The organism is Streptomyces sp. NPDC042201, from assembly GCF_055582185.1.
Genome location: NZ_JBVJDS010000006.1, coordinates 23,694 through 43,075, shown reverse-complemented (window position 1 = coordinate 43,075; position 19,382 = coordinate 23,694). Strand labels below are relative to the sequence as shown.

The following is a 19,382-nucleotide window of genomic DNA, read 5'->3' as shown; positions in this document are numbered from 1 at the left end:
GGCTGCCGCGATGGCAGTTCGAGGTCGAGGGAGAGGGAGCGGTCATGGGAGAAAGACCCGACCCGGAAGCGGCGCACAGCTCCGCGGAGTTCGTGGCCCTGATGCGGCAGTTACGCCGCTGGGCGGATCTGAGCTACCGGCAGCTGGAGCGCAACGCCGTCCGTGCCGGACAGGTCCTGCCCCGCGCGACCGTCTCCGGGGCACTCAACCGCGACGAACTGCCCCGTGAGAACCTCCTGTCCGCGTACGTACGGGCCTGCGGCTGCGACGAGGAGACCGTGTCCGCGTGGCTGACCGTACGCCGCCGGCTGTCCATATCCGGCGAGAGAGCGGAACCGCCCGCCGCCTCGGCGCCCGCCGCCCCGGACGCGGCGTTGTCCGAAAGCGGCGCCACGGACCGGAGACCGCCGGGAGCGGAACCTGCCGGCGACGACGAACGCGGCGAACACGGCGAACACACCGGCCCGGCCCCTTCCGGCCCCGGGACCGGAACGCCGCCGCGGCGCCGGTACAAGCCGCTGATCGCGACCGGACTGTGCGCCGCCGCGGGAGTCCTGGCCCTGGCCTTCTGGCCGTTCGGCGGTTCCTCCACCGACGCCCTGGACGGAGGGCGCCCGGCCGCCCCGTCCACCGGCGCCCCGGCCCCCACCACGACCCCGCCCGGCACCTCCAGCACCCCGCCCGCCACCGGCGACGCCGAAAGCCCCACGTCCTCCACACCCGCCGGGCCCGCCGCGGACGTCCCTGCCCCGGCCGGCCCCACCGCGGCCACCCGGCCCCGTACCGCCGACGCACCCCGCACCCCGGCCGCGGGCTGGACGCGTATCCATCCCGCCACGGACCCCGCCCTGTGCCTGACGGAGGGCCGGGAGCGCAACGGACGCACGGACCGTCCCATCGCGGTCCAGCACGCGTGCGCCGACGCCGCCGTGCCCCGTGTCTACCTGGAGGCACTCGGCGAGGACATCTACCGCATCCAGTGGCACCACCCGGAGTACGACAGGGGCTGCCTGGACGTCGACGAGGCCCTGACCGGCCCGGGCGCCCTGGTGTCCCCGAGGGACTGCGCGGACGCCGACAACCAGAAGTTCCGCCTGCAGCCCTCCCACGGAGGCTTCCGGCTGCGCCCCGTGCACAGCGGCCTGTGCATCGGTTTCCTGTCACCCGCCACCGACGGCGCCGAAGCCGTCCAGTCGTCCTGCACCGGCTCCGCCGGCCAGGCCTTCCGCTTCACCGCGGCCTGACCCGGGCGGATCTGGCCGGGTCAGGGAACCCCGGCCAGGCCCTGTCCGGCGCAATCCCGGCCGCCGCCGGACGGCGGCCCCCGGCGAACAGCCGTCCGCAGGACGGGGGACTCTACCGCCCGGACTGGATGCACATCATCCGCTCCCAGGCCTTCGCCAACCTGTGGACGAAGGCACTGAAGGCCCACCACGAGGGCCTGGCCGTCGTCCGCGCGATGGGCACCGAACACTGGCTGCGGCGCGAGGGTTTCGCGCCGCGCCAGTTCTGGACCGGCCCGGGCCGGTAAGTCGGTCACCTCCCGTGCCAGACGGCAGGATGGCCATCCGGCTTTGGCGGGTTCTTCCGCTCGTGCTCGGGGGCGAGGCGGTCGACGATGGCCGCGCAGGGCCGGGGGTCGGTGAAGGTCTTGGTCCAGCCAAGCAGGATCTGCGTCACCCCGATCGGCCACTTCCAGCAGATCACCGATGCCACCGACCTCGCCCGACACAGGCGATTCAGTGACAGGACCGATCTGTGCTTCCGTGCGCCCCGATGTGGGGCCATGCCCTGCACCCGCCCCGGGGAAATAGTGGAGGTGGCGGGCCGCTCTATCGGGTCGGCACGGCCCGCTGTGATGTCACCGCACCTGGGTAGCCCCACCTGACAGCAAGGAGTTGGATATGACCGATCCATCGGCGCAGGAAGTCGGTGACTGGTACGACCGCTTCGGGGATCTGTACGGCCTGACTATGGGCGACAGCATGCACATGGGCATGTGGACCGACGGCGTGCGAAGGGAGACAGAGGAGCTGACAGCCGACGAGACATGGCAGGAGCTGACCCGTGCCCAGGACTCCTGGACCGGCACCCTCATCGACGAGGTCGGGCTGCTCCCGGGACAGCGGATGCTGGACGTCGGCTGCGGCACCGGCCGGCCCACCGTGCGGATTGGCGCCACGTCGGGCGGGAACGTGCTTGGCGTGACGGTCAGCGCCGCGCAGACGCAGGCTGGCCACGACCGCGCGATGCAGGCGGGGCTGTCCGACCGCGTGACCTTCGAGCAGGCGGACGCTATGGCCCTGCCTCAGCCGTCCGAGACGTTCGACGCCGCGTGGGCGATCGAGTCGTTCGCCCACTTCTCTGACCGGCCCGCCGCGATCCGCGAGGTGTGGCGCGTGCTGCGGCCCGGGGGGCGGTTCGTCCTCGCGGACTGCTACGAAGCCGTGCCCTTCACACCAGAAGAAATCCAGCTGTTCCAGGCTGCGTTCGCCCTCTCCCGCCTCCCCGCCGGAGCCGAGGACTACTCCCGCATGCTCAGTGAGGCCGGCTTCGACATTCGAGATTCCCGCGACATGTCCCGCGAGTTCAAACCCACCTACGACCTGATCCCGCGCCTGTTCGCCGCCAGGCGCACCCAGATCGCGGAGCTGGTGGGCATGGACGCGATGGCCCAGCTCGACGTCGTCTACCCGCGCATTCTCACTCTGTGCCGGGACAAGATGGGCTACATCATGGTCAGCGCGGTGAAATCCCCGTAGGAAAAGCGGCTCCAGACGCGCACCAGGTCGTGAAAGCGGTAGCCGGGCTCCGAGGCATCGCTCCTGTGCGCCTCCATCGGCCCCACCATGACGAGTTCGTCGGAGACGCCTCCCGCCATCGCCGCGGTCGGCGGTCCACGGGCCTGTGAGTTCGCCCCCTTTTTTTGGCCCTTACATGGGCCGAGTCGAGAACCACGCGTGACAGGTCGAGCAGGCCGCACTCGTCGATCCTGTCGACGGCCTCATGCAGCCGCCCCCAGACGCCGGCCCTCGACCAGATCACGAAGCGCCGGTGAGCGGTCGACTCCGAGATACCGAATCAGGGCGGCAGAGCCCGCTAGGCAAAGCCGTCCGGAACAATCCAACTCCACGTACCCCGCCCCACGCACAGCCCAACGAACCGTCTCCACACGAGAACACGGTCTAAGCCCTATCGGGGGGTTTCCTCTCCAGCGTGGGCCTGCGAGCATCTTGTCCCGTTCGCATGTCTATTGGGGGGCGTTGCATGAAGTCCATGCAGAACAATGACCAGCGGCTGCTCGACCGCATCCTGGATGATCAGCATCGGCGGCTGGCGCCGGACCAGGGGCGGGACGACTTCTTCACCTTCTTCGCCGCCGACAAGGCGCTCCAGGACTGGGATCTCGACAACGACGAGATTCAGGACGGCATCGTGGACGGGGCCCACGACTGCGGCATCGACGGCATCTGGTCGTTCGTCGACGGCCGCTACGTCACCGCCGACGCTCACCAGTACCTGTCATCGAGGGCCAGCACGATCGAATTGGTCGTCCTCCAGGCGAAGACCTCTCCCAGCTACCAGGAGACGGTCTTTGAGAAGCTGCACTTTCATCTGCCGACGCTGCTCGACATGAGCCGTGTCGAGGACGATCTGGTCGCGCACACCAATGCGAAACTGCTGGAGCGCACACGGCGATTCCTGCGCATCCTGGAGGAGCTGGCGTCGTCGTTCCCCCAGGTCAGGGTAAAGGTGATCTACGCCAGCAAGGCTGCTGAGGGCCCCCATCCCAACGTGAAGTCCAAGGGCGACCGTCTTCGGCGGGAACTGGCAAAGATCACCTCGGACACCGAGGCAACCGTCGAGTACCTGAACGCTGCGGACCTGCGCGAGCGGACGGCCCGGGGCGCGAAGGCGGTGGCGCAACTCGTCTTCTCCGAGACCCCGATGAGCACCTCTCTCGGCGAGGGCTACGTCTGCCTCGCCCGGCTGGACGAGTACTACCGCTTCATCACGTCCGACAACGAGGCCTTACGGCTGGAGCTCTTCGAGTCGAATGTGAGGGACTATGCAGGATCCACTGCGGTGAACAACGCCATCGGCGAGACGCTGAAATCAGGCACGGGCGAGGATTTCTGGTGGTTCAACAACGGCGTCACCGTCGTCGCCGATGCGGCACAGATCGCGGGCAAGAAGATCGTTATCAAGGACCCGCAGATCGTAAACGGGCTGCAGACCAGTCACGAGGTCTATAGCTACTTCCAGGCCGGTGGACAGCACCGGGACAGGTCATTGCTGGTCAAGATCGTGGTCGCCCCGGAGTCCGGCACCACACGCGACAGGATCATCCGGGCCACCAACAGTCAGACGCAGCTTCCTGCCGGAGCCCTACGAGCGACCGAGTCCATTCAGAAGGACATCGAGGAAAGTCTCACGCACTCCGGTGGCTACCACTACGAGCGCCGCGCCAGCTACTACCGCAACCTCGGCTTCCCCCTCGACCAAGTCGTCAGCATGGCCCGTCTGGCACGCGAGTTCACCGCCTTCGCCTTGCGGGAGCCGCACACGGCGTTACGGCACTCAGAAGCCTTGTTGCTCGACGACAAGCACTACAGCCAGATTTTCTCCCCCAGACACAACCTGGACATCTACCGCCTCTGCCTGGATGTACACGCTCGCCTCCGCCGCTTCCTGACCCAGTACGCCGAAGACCGGCCCCTACTGGGTGAGACGGTCGAGAACTGGCTCTACCCCCTGGCCTGTGTGTCCGCCTACACCCTGACGCGACTCCGCCAGCCGACCACGCGGGACCTGCTCAACATCGACCTGGACCACCTCACCAGCGACCTGATGGAACGCATGACCGGAACCCTCGACCAGAACTTCAAGTCCGCCCTGCGGCAGAACAAGGCCGGCGGCGTGGACCAGATCGCCCGCAGCGCAGACTTCACCACCAAGCTCCGCCAGTCCGTCATCTCCCAAAGCCGCTTCCACATCGAGCACTAATGCCTAGCCTCGCGCTTTCACGTGTTAGGGCGTCCGATGGGTGATCAGAAACGCAAAGAACGCTCCTGAACTGCAACGATGAGACTTATCCAGGTCCAGGTCGTCGCATGAAAGAAGCACTCCTCAGGTGAGGAAGCGTGGGGGCGTGCTGCTGGTCGAGACCGTCCGCAAGACCGGCCTGGACGGGGCGATATCGGCGGCGCTCGCGCCGTGGCGGTGTCCTCGGGCGGTGCATGATCCGGGGAAGATCCTGCTGATGTGGCGTTCGCGGTCGCGCTGGGCGGGGACTGCCTGGCGGATGTGGGCATGCTGCGGGCCGCCTCGGACCCGACCGTCTCCCGGCTCATCGCCCTCCTTGCCACGGCCGGGCCGATGGCTCTGACGGCGATCCGGCACCGCCCGTTCCGAAGTCCGCCAACGCGTCTGGAAGTTGGCCGCGGATTCCCCTCCGGACGCGGAGGGTCAGGTGACCGTGGACCTGGACGCAGTACTCGTGATCGCACACTCCGACAAGCAGGACGCGGCTGCGACCTGGAAGAAGAGCTTCGGCCATCACCCGCTGATGGGCTTCGTCGACCATGGCCGCGGCGGGTCCGGGGAGCCGGTGGCCGGGCTGCTGCGGCCGGGCAACGCCGGGTCCAACACTGCTGCCGATCACATCGAAGCCGCGAAACTCGCCGTGGCCCAGCTGCCGAAAAGGTACCGGCGTGGGCGGCAGACGCTGATCCGCACGGATTCCGGCGGAGGCACCCACGCATTCGTCGAATGGCGCGCGAAGCAGGGCTGGTGGCTGTCCTACTCGCTCGGTCGGCATGACCATCACCGAGCAGATTCACCAGGCCGTGCTGTCGGTCCCGCCCTCCGCCTGGACGCCCGCCGTCGAACCCGGCGGCGAGATCCGCGACGGCGCCTGGGTCGCCGAGCTCGACGGGGACTGCCTGACCAACTGGCCGAAGGGGATGCGGCTGCTTGTCCGCAAGGAACGGCCGTACCCGGGTGCCCAGTTGGGTTGCGCAGGCCGATGGCGCGCGCATTGCGGATGCGGTCCTCGGCGCGGGCACGCTGTCGGTGCCGCAGCTCCAGCTGCGCGATCGGGGTGTCCTCGGTGTTGGTGGCGAAGCAGGTGAGCCGCAGGCCGTCGGCCTGTCGCCCGGTGCCGTGCCCGCGCCCGGCCCGGCCGACGTCACGTCACTCCGGCAGCCCCGTCCCCGGGCGCGCCCACCGGCTCGGCGAGGACCAGGGAATGGCGTGCGAGGGCTACCGCCGCGCGCTCGCCGTGCACCAGGAAGCCGCGCCGCCGCGCGTTCCCCGGAGGCCGACGTCGTCCCGGACGATGCGCCGGCCCCGATCGAGGCGGCTTGTACGGAGCGCCGCCGCCCGGCCGCGGCGACCGAGGCGGCCGCCCTGCGCCGGGCGCGGGCGGAACGGGCGGCACGGGAGGCCGGGATGACGGCCGCGCTGCCGCAGTCGGCCCCGCTCCAGGCGTCCGTAATATATCGCTACACCCCTCGAACGCGCTTCGTACGCTATCCGTACGGCAAACGTACGTGGTTCGTACGTTCCATGAGTAGAGTGTTCGTCAGGAGGTGTTCCATGTCCGAGTTGTTCGACGCGGTCGACGCGCTGGTCGCATCCCGCTCTCCGCTCCCGCCACCGGCAGAGCGCAAGCGGCTGCGCGCCGCGCACGGCCTGACGAGTGACGAGGTGGCCACCGCGCTGAAGGTGCGCCGGGCCACGGTCAGCGGCTGGGAGTCCGGCAAGACCGAGCCGCGCGGCCCGGAGCGTGAGGCGTACGCGCGGCTGCTGGAGAAGCTCGCGGAGCTCTACCCCGCCCCGGCCGACGCGGCCGCACCCGCCCAGGACGTTGCGGTGCCGGCTACGTTCACCGGCACGCCTGCCCTGACGGAGCAGTCTCTGTCCACAGGGCCGGCGCCCGAGGCTGCGGCCATGACGGCATCCGAGAACACCCAGATCAGCCCTGCCCCCGTCGCCGCCGCTCCGGCGGCCGCGCCGCGTCCGACGCGCACCACCAGGCCGTCGTCGACGTCGCGCCGTCCGGGCGCGCGGAAGGCTGCCCCGGCGGGCACCCCGGCGGCCGCCGCCGACCCGCGGTTCGAGAACGGCCCGCTCGCGGTCGTCGATGTCGACTCCGACGGTCAGGTCCTGGCGTACTGCGTCGGGGGCCTGGTCCTGGACGTGCCCGCCAAGTCCATCCCGGCCCTCGTCGACTGGACGCTCAAGGAGGCGAAGCTCGGGCAGCCGAAGCTGTCCGGGCCGGGCAAGGACGCCGATCCGCTGCTCGTGCTCACCGAGGCCGCGTTGGAGCGTTACGGACTCCCGGGCACCCTCACCGAGGAAGAGCGGCTCGCCGGACGGCTCCCGGAGGGCCACAAGGTCATCAAGCAGGTGACGCGCGCCGACTGGAAGCTGACGAAGCGCGGGTTCGGGCCGTGGGCGAGGATCTACCGCCCCACACAAAGCTCGGAGCGTGCCTGCGTCCAGCTGTGCATCCCGTCCTGGAACGCGCTCGATACCCGGCACTGGGGCGAAGCCGGGCAGCTTCCGCCGGCCGAACTCGCCCGGATCCTGGGCGTGTTCGCGTCCCGGGTGATGACGCCGCGCGGCTCCACCGCCGTCACAGGCCTGGAGCTGATGACCGCCCTGCACCCGCCGACCCGCGCCTCCGAGCCCGACGCCAACGGCAAGCGGCACTCCGAGCACAACCCCGGCAGCCTGGGAAAGGACCCGGTCGACCCGGCGCCGTGCGAGGCCCCCGACGGGCACCCCCTCCTCAAGGACCTGCCGCGCTTCCACGTCCGCGGCTCCGAGGAGAAGCTCTTCGAGGAGGCGTACGACTGGGCGCGCCCGCTCACCGACGCCGAATGCCTGCGCCGCAACCTGGTGGGCATCGACGTGAACATGGCTTTCGCCGCCGGAGCCAACGGCCTGATCGTCGGCCTCGGCAAGCCGACGCACGTCAAGAACCCGGTGTTCGACCCGAAGCTCCCGGGGAGCTGGCTGGTCGACCTGTCCCACGTCGACCTGTCCCGCGTGAAGTCGGGCAAGGAGTGGGTGGAACTGGACAGCGCGCTGCTGCCCAGCCCATTCACGCCGAAGGGCGAGCGCCCGGAGGGCCCGGGCTGGTACGCGACGCCCACCGTCGCCTACGCGGTGGAGCTCGGCTACGAGGTGCGCCCGATGGAGGCACACGTCCGGTACGAGAACGGCCGCTACCTGGACGCCTGGTACAACCGGCTGCGCGACGCGTACATCGCCACGATGGCCGACCTCGGGGTGCCCGCCGACGTTCCGCCGGAGGAGTTCCTGGCGGCGATGGACGGCTACCGGCAGCGCGACCCCGGACTGGCGATCGTGGTGTCCGCGATCAAGGCGACCGTGAAGGGCGGCCTGGGCAAGCTGCGCGAGCGCCCCCGGGGCGAGGGCTGGCGACCGGGCGAGCCGTGGCGGGCGCTGTCCCGGCCGACGTGGAACCCGCACCTGCGCGCGTCGGTCATCTCCCGGACACGGATCAACGAGCACCGCAAGATCATCAGGCACGCCGCCTTCACCGGGCAGTACCCGATCGCGATCCTCTCGGACTGCGCCGTGTACGCGGTCGACGGCGAGAGCCCGCTGGACTTCCTGCCGTACCGGGAGGGCAAGCCGCTGCCGGGCGGCTTCAAGCTCGGAGTGAACCCGGGCCTGGTGAAACACGAGGGCACACAGAGCGTGCTGTGGGGCGAGGGCGTGAGGGAGCAGTTCAAGGCCCCGGAGCTCAACCTCGCCCGGTACATCAAGGACGGCACCATCACCGACCAGGACAACGGGGAGTAGCAGGCGATGACCATGTTCGGGGACGGCCTGGACCAGGCGGTGCAGCGGGCTTTCACCCGCCCCATCCCGAAGTCGGCCGGCGTGCAGATGCGGTACCTGGTCAAACAGCTCAAGGGCACGAAGGCGGTCGCCCAGATGCTGCGGGTCTCCCAGCGCACCGTCGAGCGGTACGTGAAGGACCAGATCAAAAAGCCCCGCCCCGACCTCGCCTCGCGCATAGAGCGCGAGGTGAAGGCCAGGTGGCAACCGCAGATCCGGGCGAAGGCCCGCGAGAAAGCGGCGACGACCGGCGGCATCGTCATCGACACCCGGGCCCGCCTCGGCTACGTCGCGCCGATCGGGTCGACGGACCAGGACCGGATCCGGCACTTGACCGTCGCCCTGCCCCCGCACCACGCCGCCCGCCTCTTCGACGCCCAGGACCAGGGCGCCAACGACCAGCAGTTGCGGGAGATCGCCGCCGAAGCCCTCAAGGAGGTGTACTTCCAGGACGGCGGCCGCCGCGCCGGAAGCCTCGAAGAGGTCCGCTTCACCGATGTCGAGCACCTGGAGTTCGACCTGTAAAGGCCGCGCCCCGAACAGCAGTGAGGCCCCCGATTGTGATCCGGCTACCCGACCACACCGATGTGGCGGCCGAGCCCGCGCTGCCCACGAGCCGTCCGAAGCCGAGCCCGTTTGCGTGCTCCTGGGTGGTGACAACAGGAGATTGGCAGGCAGTTTTCCGCATGCTTCCGGCACCGACTGACCCGACCAGGTAAGTCAAGCCTTACTTTCGATCTCTTTGCTTCGCATACTGGATGACCTGCGGAGAGGAGACATCTACGTATGCGGGTGGACAGCGGCGTGGCGCAGCAGGTCGAGCAGCAGGTCGAGGTTGAGCGGCGGCTGGTTGATGCGATGTATGACCGGCTCGACTCCGAGATTGCTGACGCTCTCGCCGCGCGCGGCCGGGTGCTGGCCGGCCCGGCCGAGGGTCCGCAGGAGCTGTATGCCCGCGATGTCGAAGTCGCCCGCCTCACGCGCACCGTACGCGAACTGCGGGCAGCGGAACGCTCACTGTGCTTCGGGCGCATCGACAGTACGTCGGGCGAATCGGTGCACATCGGCCGTACCGGCCTTCGCTCTGCGGACGGCGCCTTGCTGCTGGTGGACTGGCGTGCAGATGCCACGCGGCCGTTCTACGCGGCGACGCCGGCATCCCCGCTGGGGCTGCGTCGCCGCCGACACTTGCGGCTGAACGGTCGCAGAATCGTGGATGTCAGCGACGAGATCCTCGACGGCTCGTCACCCACACCCCAGGATGTCGTCGGCGACGGTCCCCTCGTCGCCGCACTGAGCAGGGCACGAACCGGTCGGATGCGCGAGGCGGCGGCCACGCTCCAGGCCGAGCAGGATGCGATTGTCAGGTCACCTCATCGCGGCGTCACCGTCGTGGACGGCGGCCCCGGAACCGGCAAGACGATCGTGGCACTGCATCGGGCCGCGTACGTGCTCTATGCCTTCCCGGCCCTCACCGGACAAGGCGTGCTCGTGTTCGGCCCGAATCGGCGGTTCCTCGACTACATCTTCGAGGTGCTGCCCTCCCTCGGCGAGAACGACGTGCAGATGGCGACCTCGGCCGATCTGACGGGCGTCGAGCCGACCACGATCGAGTCCGACTCCGCCGCGCGCGTCAAGGGACGAGCCCAGCTCGCCACAGCCCTTACGCGCTGGGTGCGCGACCACCAGCCGCGCGGAGTGCCCCTCGACATCAGGATCGGGCAAGAGACGCTCGTTCTGGACCCGGAATCGGTGGATGACGCTCACCGCCACGCCACCCAGGGCGGACTCGCCCACAACCCCGCTCGCGAGGCCTTCAAGGAATACGTGGTCAGTGACCTCGTGAACCTGCTGGAGAAACGGACCACCGAGGCGCTCACCGAGATGGACGATGAGGTGGCTGCCCTGCTGGGCATCGACCTCGACCAGGCCGTCGCCGAGGATCTGCGCGCACTCGGCCTCGATGACACCATCGCGGCCACGGGCGATCCCGAGATCGACTGGGACGGCATCCGCGACGGGCTCCTCGAAGACCCCGGCGTCGACCTCGCCATCGAGGCGGTGTGGCCGCGGCTACACGCCACCGACGCGCTGCGGCGGCTCCTCGCCGACAGCACCGCGCTCACCACCTCGCTGCCTGATCTCTCCGACGACGAGATCGCGATCCTCACCCTTCCCCGCAGAACGGGATACACGAACGCCGACCTCGCACTGCTGGATGAGGCGCGAGCGCTGGTCGACGGCCCCCCTGAGCAGGTGTACGGCCATATCGTGATCGATGAGGCGCAGGAGCTCTCCGAGATGCAATGGCGGATGCTCATGCGCCGCTGCCCGGCACGTTCCCTGACCGTCGTTGGCGACTTCGCCCAGGCGGGATCGGCGACGGCAGTCCGATCCTGGACCGAGGCCCTTGGGCCGTTCGTCGGAGAACGATTCGCGCACCACACCTTGACGGTCAACTACCGCACCACCGCCGAGATACTGCACGCGGCTGCGCCCCTGCTCGCGCGGATCGCCCCAGAACAGCAACTCTCCCGCTCGATCCGGCACGGTGAACGCCCCAGCACTGTCCTCGTGACCGACCCCGGCATGGATGAGTTCATCCGTGAACTGGTCGAGCAGGCAGCCGACGCCCACCCGGACGAGCTGATCGGCGTCATCGGTCCATCCGATCGCATTGCCCGGCTCACGACAGTGCTCGACGGGACCGGCGCCGTGGTCGTCGCAGCCACGGATACACGAGGGTTGGAGTTCGACAGCGTGTTCCTCATCGACCCGGCCGCCATCGAAACCGCCCGTCAAGGCGGCGCCCGCGACCTTTACGTGGCCCTGACGCGCGCCACCAAGCGCGTCTTGACACTTCAACTCCGAGCCACCTGACCAGCCCTCGGCGGCAACCGCCAGGTGAAGCCTCCCCGATGCCGAAGGAATCTCGCGAGGCCAAGCGGGCACGGAAGGCTCCGGCAAAAACAGCGGCGCGCCCGTGCCGCTCGCATCGTCGCTGGTGAGATGCCCGACTACCTACGGCAGCCGATCACGGCTGACCAGGAGCCTCGCCCAGTCGTGGCATCCGGGAATGACCACAACCTCGGCGTAAGCGCGTCGCCCGCCTGATGCCCGAGGCCGGGCTGACCGATGTGTACCGCCGCACCGGCCGGGCCTCGCTCACTCGCCGGGACCGGCAGGCCACGGCCGCCCCCGACCTGATTGGCCGCGACTTCACCGCGAACGCGCCGAACCTGCGCTGGACCGCTGACATCACTTACGTCCCCACCGGCGAGGGCCGGCCCTACCTCGCAGTCGTTCTGGACCTGTCCTCCCGCCGCATCGTCAGCTGGGGGATCGCCGGCCACATGAGAACCGAGCTGGTCACCGAGGCCCTCGCCCTGGCGGTCACGTCCCGCAGACCCCGCCCCGAACGTGATCTTCCGCTGCTCCTGGTCCTCGCATCCGCTCACCGCGGCGCCACCATCAACGTGAACCCGGCACAACCATCCATGCCGCTCGCGGGTCACATCAAGTGAGAGCAAACAGCTCTCAGGGGTACAAGGGGGAAATATGAGAATCGCACGCAATATCGCGGCCGCCGGGGCGTTAACCGCACTGGCGGTGGGCGCCACGACCGCGTTCAGCACGACCGCCTCCGCCGCGCCCAACGTCACACCGCAGGGCGTCTGCGGCAGCGCCTACAAGACCGTGAACTCGGCGCCCATCGGCTCGCTGGGCACCGTCTACCTGACGTACAACTCCTCAAACGGCAAGAACTGCGTCGCGACCATCCGCGCCAACCCGGGCGCGGCCAAGTACATGTCCGCGTACATCTACGTCCCCGACACCGGTGAGTGGTCCGGGGACTCCGGGAATTACACCTCATACGCGGGGCCGTCCTACGTCTACGGCAAGGGCTACTGCGTGAGCTGGGGCGGCAGCATCGACAACGTGTACGTGTCGGTGGAAAACTCCAACTGCGCCGCCCTGAAGGAGCACCGGGTCACCGAAATCCGCTGATCCGGCTCATCACCCGGCCCGCGAGTTCCCGCGCCGCCGCCTCCCGCAGTTCGACCTTGCGGACCTTGCCGCTGACGGTCATCGGGAAGGCGTCCATGAGCCGCAGGCGGCGCGGGATCTGGGGAACTACGCGGGATGATCGACGGGATGCGGGAGGTGACCGCCCCCCACCTGGCCAACGAGCCATCACCCGACCGCACGCAATACCTGATCAGCCCGATCCACTTCCCCGTCGAAGCACCGCCGACCGAGACCGGCGCCGATAACACCGCTGCGGGCAGCCCGAGCCCCAGCCCAAGCCGCACGACCAATTCCGCCACCGAGAATGCTGATGCACCTTCCTACTTACGCATCATCGGCGGTCTCGGGGGCCCGCAGCGGGCGCAGGCCGCCAGGCAGGTCGGGCAGCTGGAACGAGTACCGGCCGAGCATGTTGACGTGGTGCCGTACGAACGGGGAGAGGCGGCCCACGTCCTCGTCGCGGACGTCGAAACCGTCCGCCCGCAGCTGGGTTACCGCCGCGTCCATGTACCGGGTGGTGAACAGCACAAGGGCGTTGAGGACCAGTCCGAGCGCTCCGATCTGGTCCTCCATGCCGTCCTGGTAGAGCTGTCCGGCCCGGCCGTGGAAGATCTGCCGGGCGAGCGCGTGGCGGCCCTCCTGGAGGTTGGCCTGCACTTTGATCTGCCTGCTGCAGCCGGGCTCGTCGGCCAGGAGCAGGATGTGCAGAGTCTTGGCGATCCGCCCGTACCAGTGCCGCTCGATCCGGGCGAGGTCGACGCGCCACATCTTCAGATCCGGTAGGTCCGCGAGCTGCGGCGCGTACGCGAACCCGGCCAAGGTGAGCAGACCGAACACGATGTCGGAGTACGAGGCGGTATCCGTGACGACCATCTCCGGGCGCTTGCCGCCGTCGCGGTCGTAGAGCACGTCCAGCACGTACAGCGAGTCGCGCGGGGTGCCGGCTACGGCCTTCCCGCCGAGCCCGGCCGCCTGATCGTTGATCATGTTGAGCCAGGTGGCACCGCCCCGACGCCCGAAGTACTTCGGGTTCGGCCGCGCGTACACGCTGGGTACGGGGACGACGAACCGCATCCGTCGACTGAGGCGACCAGCCCGCCACCCCACGCCTGGGCGAGCGGGATGGCCGCCTGGTGCTCGATCAGCGTGGCGTTCGCGGCCCGGTACGTGGCGAGCCGCAGATACGTCTGGTCGACGTGGGAGAGCCGCCCGTACTTCAGCGCGTCGATACCGCCGATGACCGGGGTGCAGCCGACGTTGCAGCCGTGTGCGACCAGGGCAGCGCGCCGCTTGACGTATGCCTATATCGGCATACGATGGAGTCATGGCGAGAGCGGCGACCACCACCGACGCGTTCAATGCCGTCGCCGAACCCCGGCGGCGGGAGATCCTCGACGCCCTGGCGCGGGGCGAGCGGTCCGTCACCGACTTGGTCGAGCAGCTCGGCGTGGCACAGCCGGTGGTGTCCAAACACCTGCGGGTGCTGCGCGAGGTCGGGCTCGTGCAGGTCCGCGACGAGGGCCGGCAGCGGATATACCGGCTCGAACCGGCGCCGCTGCGCGAGGTCTACGAGTGGGTCAAGGACTACGAGCGGCTCTGGACCGAGCGCTTCGAACTCCTGGACGCGGTACTCGAGGACCTCAAGGCGCAGCAGGCGGAATCCGGCCGCCACGGCTCGCAGCCGGCTCAATCGGAAACTACGGACAAGGAGCGGGAATCATGACTGCGACGAACGGCCGGCGGGCGACCGTCACCACCCCCACCGACACCCAGATCCTGATCACGCGCGAGTTCGACGCGCCCCGGGACCTGGTGTACCGGGCCTTCACCACCCCGGAACTGCTGCGCCGATGGTGGCACGCGAACCGCTCCGAGGTGACCGGCGTCGAGATGGACGTACGCGTCGGCGGCAGGTGGCGCTGGGCGGCGAAGGCTTTCAACGGCTACGAGTTCGCCTTCTACGGCGAGTACCGGGAGGTTGTCCCGGACGAGCGCCTGGTCACCACGGAGACCTTCTCCGGCGTCCCGGACGCTCAGGCGGTCAACACCACGACGTTCGTCGAGAAGGACGGCCGGACCTACCTGGAGATGCTGGTCGAGCACCAGACCAAGGCGAACCGGGACGGGCACCTGCAGTCCGGCATGGAGGACGGCATGCAGGATGCGCTGGCCCTGCTGGAGGAGCTGGTGCGCGAGCAGGTATGAGTCCGCGTGCGGCCTACCTCGCCGCTTCGGTTGGCCGGGACCTCGCCGGGTTCCTCGCCCAGCGGACCGAGGACCAGGACGACAAGCACGGCGACGGCGAGGACACCCTGCGGTGACCGCCGGCCACCCGCGCGACGACGCCCCCATCAGCGAGGCCCGCCATGCACACCAGCACGCACGCGGTCCTGTACGACCCCGACGGACTGATCGAAGCGGAACTCCCGGGGCGTTGGCAAGCTACTGCACCAGGTGAAAGCTGCTGGAGGAGAAATACGCTCGGCGCTCACGCGCCTACGGAGGTTTGCGGCATCGTGCCCGTGATCGCCCGCCGCGGTACCCGGCGCGGAGTCGGGCCGGGCGCCTTCGCTGGATGATCGCTTCGATCCAATTCAGCCAGGAGCCGTAGGTCGGCAGGAAGACCAACTGGATTTGCCGATCGGGCGCCCAGGCGCGGGCCTTGGCGTGTTTGTGCGGGAGGAGTTGTCAAGCACTACGAACAGCTTCTGTCGGGCCAGTAGGTGCGTAGGACCTGGGCCGGACGGAGGGCGCGGTCGGTGGCCCGTGACGATCTGTCGACCGAGGGCCCGCAGCCGTTACCGGCCGCGGGCCCTGGTCATGTCATCAGGAGCTCTTATGAGCCCACAGCCGCTGAGCGCCGGGGGCGAAGGGGTTAGGGCTTGGTGACCTTGGTGATCCTGTACGTGCTCGTCCACGGCCTGAGGGCGGTACCGCTGCCTATCTTCACCCAGGTGTAGGGCTTGCAGCGGGCGTCCGTCGAGGTCATCCAGGCAAAATCGGCCTGCTGCTCGTAGACGTCGAACTGGTACTGCTTGTAGACCTCCGCCGCGCGGACCAGGTAGTGAGTCCTGTCCTTCAGGTTGAGTTCGACCTTCTTCTTGAAGCTCTCGGTTTTTCCGGTCTCGAACCCGAGACCGGCGTTGATCACCCCGTAGGTCATGCCGAAGGTGGAGCTGACCTTGCTGGTGAGGTCGACCTGGTACTCCCACGTGGTCTTCGCCGGCCCCGGCATGCTCTGTACGTGGGCGGGGTCGTCCGGCCACTCGTAGACCGTCGTGACGAACGTCTTGTTCGCGATCCTCTTCTCACCGATGCACGGCGGCTTCTTCGCCGTCCCGGACTGGATCTGCGACCCTTCCGCGGCCGCGTTGGCGATCGTGTCGGTGGGCCTGTCGCCGGTGAAGGCCCCGGTGGTGCCGGCGGTGATGCCGCCCGCCAGCAGACCTGCGGCGACGGTGGCCACCGCCAGTGAACGGGCTCGTGTGCTGCGCATGCTGATGCTCCCTGAGTAAGGACCGAGTGGTCGGAACCGGGCTGCTTCTCTCGAAGTGCCTCGGCTGCGGTCTGGCCCGCCTGCGGTCGTCGACACCGGTGGCTGGGCCGGCCGGGCAGCGGTGTGGCGACGCCTTCGACCGGGGCGCCGCCCGTCGGTGCGCGGCGGTGAGAGAAGCGTGGCCGCAGGGTCCGGGGCAGGGCAATGGATTGCGGTGGCTGGGACAGTCCGGGTCCGTCCGTGCTGGTCAGAGCTGGTGTCCAGGGGTGTTTCGCCGCCTGCGGCGAGGGGCGTTCGTGGGTGCGGACGGATACGGACTGTCCGGGACACCTGGAGCTCTGGCGGGACACCACATGGCCGGAACAGCCTTCTTTCGGGCCGCGAACTCCCCGGTCCTCACAAGGAGGTTGTGATGGCGCAGCAGACGTTGCTCAGGCCCTCGAAGCAGGCGCAGGCGCAGGCTCCGGCCCCGATGTCGCACCGCAAGCCGCGGACCCCGAGCGCGGGGAACGCGCTATGGGCGGCGTCATGCCTGGTTGTGCTGTTCCTGCTCTCGCTTGTGGCGGGGATGATCCTGGCCGTGCACGGCCCGTCGGGATCGTCGTCTTCAGCGCCGGCCGGACCGTCGTTGTCGCTCGCGCCGGAAAAACCGACTGCCCCCAGTCCTGCCGGGACGAGGACCCCCGGTACGGAGACAGGGCGGGTACACGGCCCGGTGAAGATCGCCGAACCTCCCGCGCCAGGTCGGGGCACGGCAAAGAAGTCGCCGGTGGCCACCAAGAAGGTCACTCTGCGACCGGGCGACACCCTCTACGCGCTGGCCGGCTCGCACGGCACGACCGTAAAGACGCTGCAGCGGCTGAACGAGCTGGGTACGTCGACGCTGATCTACGCCGGAGACACCCTGCGTCTACCCCTCTCCACCGGGCCGGCTGACCGGGCGAAGCCCGCACCGCCGGAGGATCCAGCCCCCTCCTCCGGAGCGAAGACGCGCAAGCAGGCAGTTGGGAAATCGGCAGCCCAGGCCGCCGTCACTTTCGCCCGGTCCCAGGTGGGAAAGCCCTACGTCTGGGGCGGTACCGGCTCCCGCGGCTACGACTGCTCCGGACTGGTGATGCGAGCCTGGGAGGCGGCCGGGGTGAAACTCCCGCGTACCACCTGGAGCCAGGTCCACGCCGGTAAGGCCACCACCCGCGCCCAACTTGTCCCCGGCGACCTGGTGATCACCAATAGAGGCGGTCACGTTCAGCTCTACATCGGGGACGGCGAGGTCATACATGCCCCCGGCTCCGGCCGATCGGTCACCGTCGCGCCGCTCACCGATACGTCACAGGTCGTCAGCTACCGCCACGTAACGCCGTGATGGAAGCCGAATCGGCTTTGAGAGCTTGGATCCTTCTCCGCCGGCGCCGCCGCTTGCACTCTCTTCCGACCCGTCTTCGCACTAGGCTCCTTCGAGCATGCGAGCGAGCAGGGGGAGACATGGGGACGGGGCCCGATCCGGAGGCCGCGCGTACACCGGCGGAATTCGTCCACACGATGCGGCAGTTACGCAGCTGGGCCGACCTCAGCTACCGGCAACTGGAACGCAGAGCGGACGACGCAGGTGACGCACTGCCACGCGCCACGATTTCCGGCGTGCTGGCACGGGGGGACCTGCCCCGCGAAGAGCTCCTGGGCGCCTTCGTACGGGCGTGCGGCGGCAACGCCGCCACCGTCGAAGCCTGGCTGGAGGTCCGCCGCCGGCTTGCGATGAACGCGCAGCCAGCACCAGGCGGGAACGGTGAGCCACCTCCGGCAAGCGCAGAGGCGATAACCGCAATATCAGACCGGACGAGTCCGCCGGAGGAGCCCTCGCCGGCCCCACCCTCCGCCACCGTCGACGAGACGGCTACCGAGCCGCCTTCCGACGACGGCACGGCAGTCGACGTAAAGACCGACCCGCAACCGGGCACCGACACGAGCGCCGGATCAGAAACCAGCCTCGCCCAAGACGACGGGGACCAGCACACAGCCAACGCGCCATCTCCGCAGGTCCCGGCGACAGCCCCCGGACACGGCGGCCACCCGACCCGCACCCGCCACCTTCCGATGGCACTCACCGGAGCCTGCGCCGCCGTCGGCGTCCTCGTGCTCGCCCTCTGGCCCAACGGCGGCCAGATCGGCAACGCACAGCCCGAAGACAGTCCCCGAATCACCGCCGGCCCCACGAAATCCACGCCGGCTCCCACACCTTCCACCACCCCGGACAAAATCCAGCCGAGCAAGACGGCAGCCAAACCCCCCGTCGCCGTCCGCACCTCGTCTGGGATGCCCGAGGCCGGCTGGGTAGAAATGCATCCGGACGACGCCCCGAGCCGGTGCATCACGGAGGGCAGCAGCGAGCTGACTGAACGCATCGTCGCTGTACGAGGCCGCTGCTCACACCTCGACTACCCGCAGATCTACCTGGAATCCCTCGGCGACCTGGTGTACCGACTCAAGCCGGCATTCCAGTCGGGCTGCCTGGGTGGCGACGGATATCTCAGCGGGGACACCGACTTAGCTCCCTCCGAGAAGGTCGAACTGGTGTCCACCTGGGACTGCACCGACCCGGAGGCGACGCACTACCGGCTGGAGCCTTCCGGCAACGGCTACCGCCTGCGTCTCACCGACAGCAGCAAGTGCCTCGGCATGCAGGAGGTCCTCATCGACGGCAGCGAACTGATCCAGGCCGAGTGCACCGGAGCCAGCGACCAACTCTTCACCTTCACCCCGGCCCAGGCCCCGGTCTCCTGATCTGGGGTGCAAAGTGCCGCTGCCGGCCCCGCGGTCCTCATGTGAGGAGGAGCTGGAGCAGTTACTGGGCAAGGCACTTGACAATCAGCCGGAGTGCTTCGGCCGTGATCGCGTTGCACGCGGGTATCGGTGGCCCGCTCGGCGTACTGAGGATCCGCTACGGCGAGCGCTACCGATCCCAGATGACCACGACCACCGC

At 69.0% G+C, this 19,382-nt stretch carries 15 protein-coding genes and 3 pseudogenes; 14 read left to right on the top strand and 4 right to left on the bottom strand.

The window, feature by feature from the left end; all coding sequences use genetic code 11:
- Window positions 1–44: 44 nt before the first annotated feature.
- Both ACZ6MZ_RS16115 and ACZ6MZ_RS16110 read left to right on the top strand, forming a co-directional pair.
- Window positions 45–1,244 carry an RICIN domain-containing protein gene (locus ACZ6MZ_RS16115; protein WP_469352410.1) on the top strand — a complete coding sequence of 400 codons (1,200 nt, stop codon included), beginning with the start codon at window positions 45–47 and terminating at the stop codon, window positions 1,242–1,244.
- A gap of 128 nt (window positions 1,245–1,372) precedes the next feature.
- On the top strand, window positions 1,373–1,531 hold the full coding sequence (locus tag ACZ6MZ_RS16110; protein ID WP_389789189.1) for a hypothetical protein: 159 nt from the start codon (window positions 1,373–1,375) through the stop codon (window positions 1,529–1,531).
- 5 nt (window positions 1,532–1,536) lie between these two features.
- On the opposite strand, the gene ACZ6MZ_RS16105 is transcribed toward ACZ6MZ_RS16110, so the two are convergent.
- Window positions 1,537–1,716, bottom strand: a complete 180-nt coding sequence (locus ACZ6MZ_RS16105) for a hypothetical protein (protein WP_384328255.1) — start codon at window positions 1,714–1,716, stop codon at window positions 1,537–1,539.
- Window positions 1,717–1,904: 188 nt separating this feature from the next.
- Between ACZ6MZ_RS16105 and ACZ6MZ_RS16100 the strand changes: the two genes are divergently transcribed.
- Window positions 1,905–2,762 (top strand): methyltransferase domain-containing protein, encoded by an 858-nt coding sequence (locus ACZ6MZ_RS16100; RefSeq protein WP_389789187.1) that lies wholly within the window; start codon window positions 1,905–1,907, stop codon window positions 2,760–2,762.
- Between the two features lie 110 nt (window positions 2,763–2,872).
- Here ACZ6MZ_RS16100 and ACZ6MZ_RS16095 read toward each other — a convergent pair.
- Window positions 2,873–3,099, bottom strand: a pseudogene (locus ACZ6MZ_RS16095) (IS5/IS1182 family transposase); the annotation flags it as partial.
- Window positions 3,100–3,267: 168 nt separating this feature from the next.
- Here ACZ6MZ_RS16095 and ACZ6MZ_RS16090 point away from each other — a divergent pair.
- From ACZ6MZ_RS16090 to ACZ6MZ_RS16060, 7 genes and pseudogenes are all read left to right on the top strand, one after another.
- On the top strand, window positions 3,268–5,007 hold the full coding sequence (locus ACZ6MZ_RS16090) for an AIPR family protein (protein WP_469352408.1): 1,740 nt from the start codon (window positions 3,268–3,270) through the stop codon (window positions 5,005–5,007).
- 127 nt (window positions 5,008–5,134) lie between these two features.
- Window positions 5,135–6,102: pseudogene (locus ACZ6MZ_RS16085) on the top strand (transposase); the annotation flags it as partial.
- Window positions 6,103–6,600: 498 nt separating this feature from the next.
- A complete protein-coding gene (gene tap / locus ACZ6MZ_RS16080; protein ID WP_469352922.1) occupies window positions 6,601–8,841 on the top strand; it encodes a telomere-associated protein Tap in 2,241 nt (746 codons plus the stop codon).
- Window positions 8,842–8,847: 6 nt separating this feature from the next.
- The gene (gene tpg / locus ACZ6MZ_RS16075; protein WP_469352407.1) at window positions 8,848–9,405 is read left to right on the top strand and encodes a telomere-protecting terminal protein Tpg; all 558 of its coding nucleotides are present in this window, start codon (window positions 8,848–8,850) and stop codon (window positions 9,403–9,405) included.
- 261 nt (window positions 9,406–9,666) lie between these two features.
- Window positions 9,667–11,760, top strand: coding sequence for a HelD family protein (locus ACZ6MZ_RS16070; protein ID WP_469352405.1), 2,094 nt, complete (start codon window positions 9,667–9,669; stop codon window positions 11,758–11,760).
- 233 nt (window positions 11,761–11,993) lie between these two features.
- Window positions 11,994–12,404: a DDE-type integrase/transposase/recombinase gene (locus ACZ6MZ_RS16065; RefSeq protein WP_469352404.1), complete on the top strand. Its 411-nt coding sequence runs from the start codon at window positions 11,994–11,996 to the stop codon at window positions 12,402–12,404.
- A gap of 34 nt (window positions 12,405–12,438) precedes the next feature.
- Window positions 12,439–12,888: a spore-associated protein gene (locus tag ACZ6MZ_RS16060; RefSeq protein ID WP_384180427.1), complete on the top strand. Its 450-nt coding sequence runs from the start codon at window positions 12,439–12,441 to the stop codon at window positions 12,886–12,888.
- A 345-nt stretch (window positions 12,889–13,233) separates the two neighbouring features.
- Here ACZ6MZ_RS16060 and ACZ6MZ_RS16055 read toward each other — a convergent pair.
- Window positions 13,234–14,192, bottom strand: a pseudogene (locus ACZ6MZ_RS16055) (Tn3 family transposase); the annotation flags it as partial.
- Window positions 14,193–14,233: 41 nt separating this feature from the next.
- On the opposite strand from ACZ6MZ_RS16055, the gene ACZ6MZ_RS16050 reads away from it, so the two are divergent.
- Both ACZ6MZ_RS16050 and ACZ6MZ_RS16045 read left to right on the top strand, forming a co-directional pair.
- Entirely contained in the window at window positions 14,234–14,632 is a 399-nt protein-coding gene (locus tag ACZ6MZ_RS16050) for an ArsR/SmtB family transcription factor (protein WP_384180431.1), read from the top strand.
- Window positions 14,629–15,114, top strand: coding sequence for an SRPBCC family protein (locus ACZ6MZ_RS16045; protein WP_469352402.1), 486 nt, complete (start codon window positions 14,629–14,631; stop codon window positions 15,112–15,114). Before ACZ6MZ_RS16050 ends, ACZ6MZ_RS16045 begins: the two co-directional genes overlap by 4 nt.
- Before the next feature lie 670 nt (window positions 15,115–15,784).
- On the opposite strand, the gene ACZ6MZ_RS16040 is transcribed toward ACZ6MZ_RS16045, so the two are convergent.
- Complete coding sequence (locus ACZ6MZ_RS16040) at window positions 15,785–16,405, bottom strand: hypothetical protein (protein ID WP_469352400.1); 621 nt, start codon at window positions 16,403–16,405, stop codon at window positions 15,785–15,787.
- A gap of 769 nt (window positions 16,406–17,174) precedes the next feature.
- Between ACZ6MZ_RS16040 and ACZ6MZ_RS16035 the strand changes: the two genes are divergently transcribed.
- A complete protein-coding gene (locus ACZ6MZ_RS16035; protein ID WP_469352399.1) occupies window positions 17,175–17,768 on the top strand; it encodes an NlpC/P60 family protein in 594 nt (197 codons plus the stop codon).
- Between the two features lie 728 nt (window positions 17,769–18,496).
- Window positions 18,497–19,183 (top strand): RICIN domain-containing protein, encoded by a 687-nt coding sequence (locus ACZ6MZ_RS16030; protein ID WP_469352397.1) that lies wholly within the window; start codon window positions 18,497–18,499, stop codon window positions 19,181–19,183.
- Window positions 19,184–19,382 lie beyond the last annotated feature (199 nt).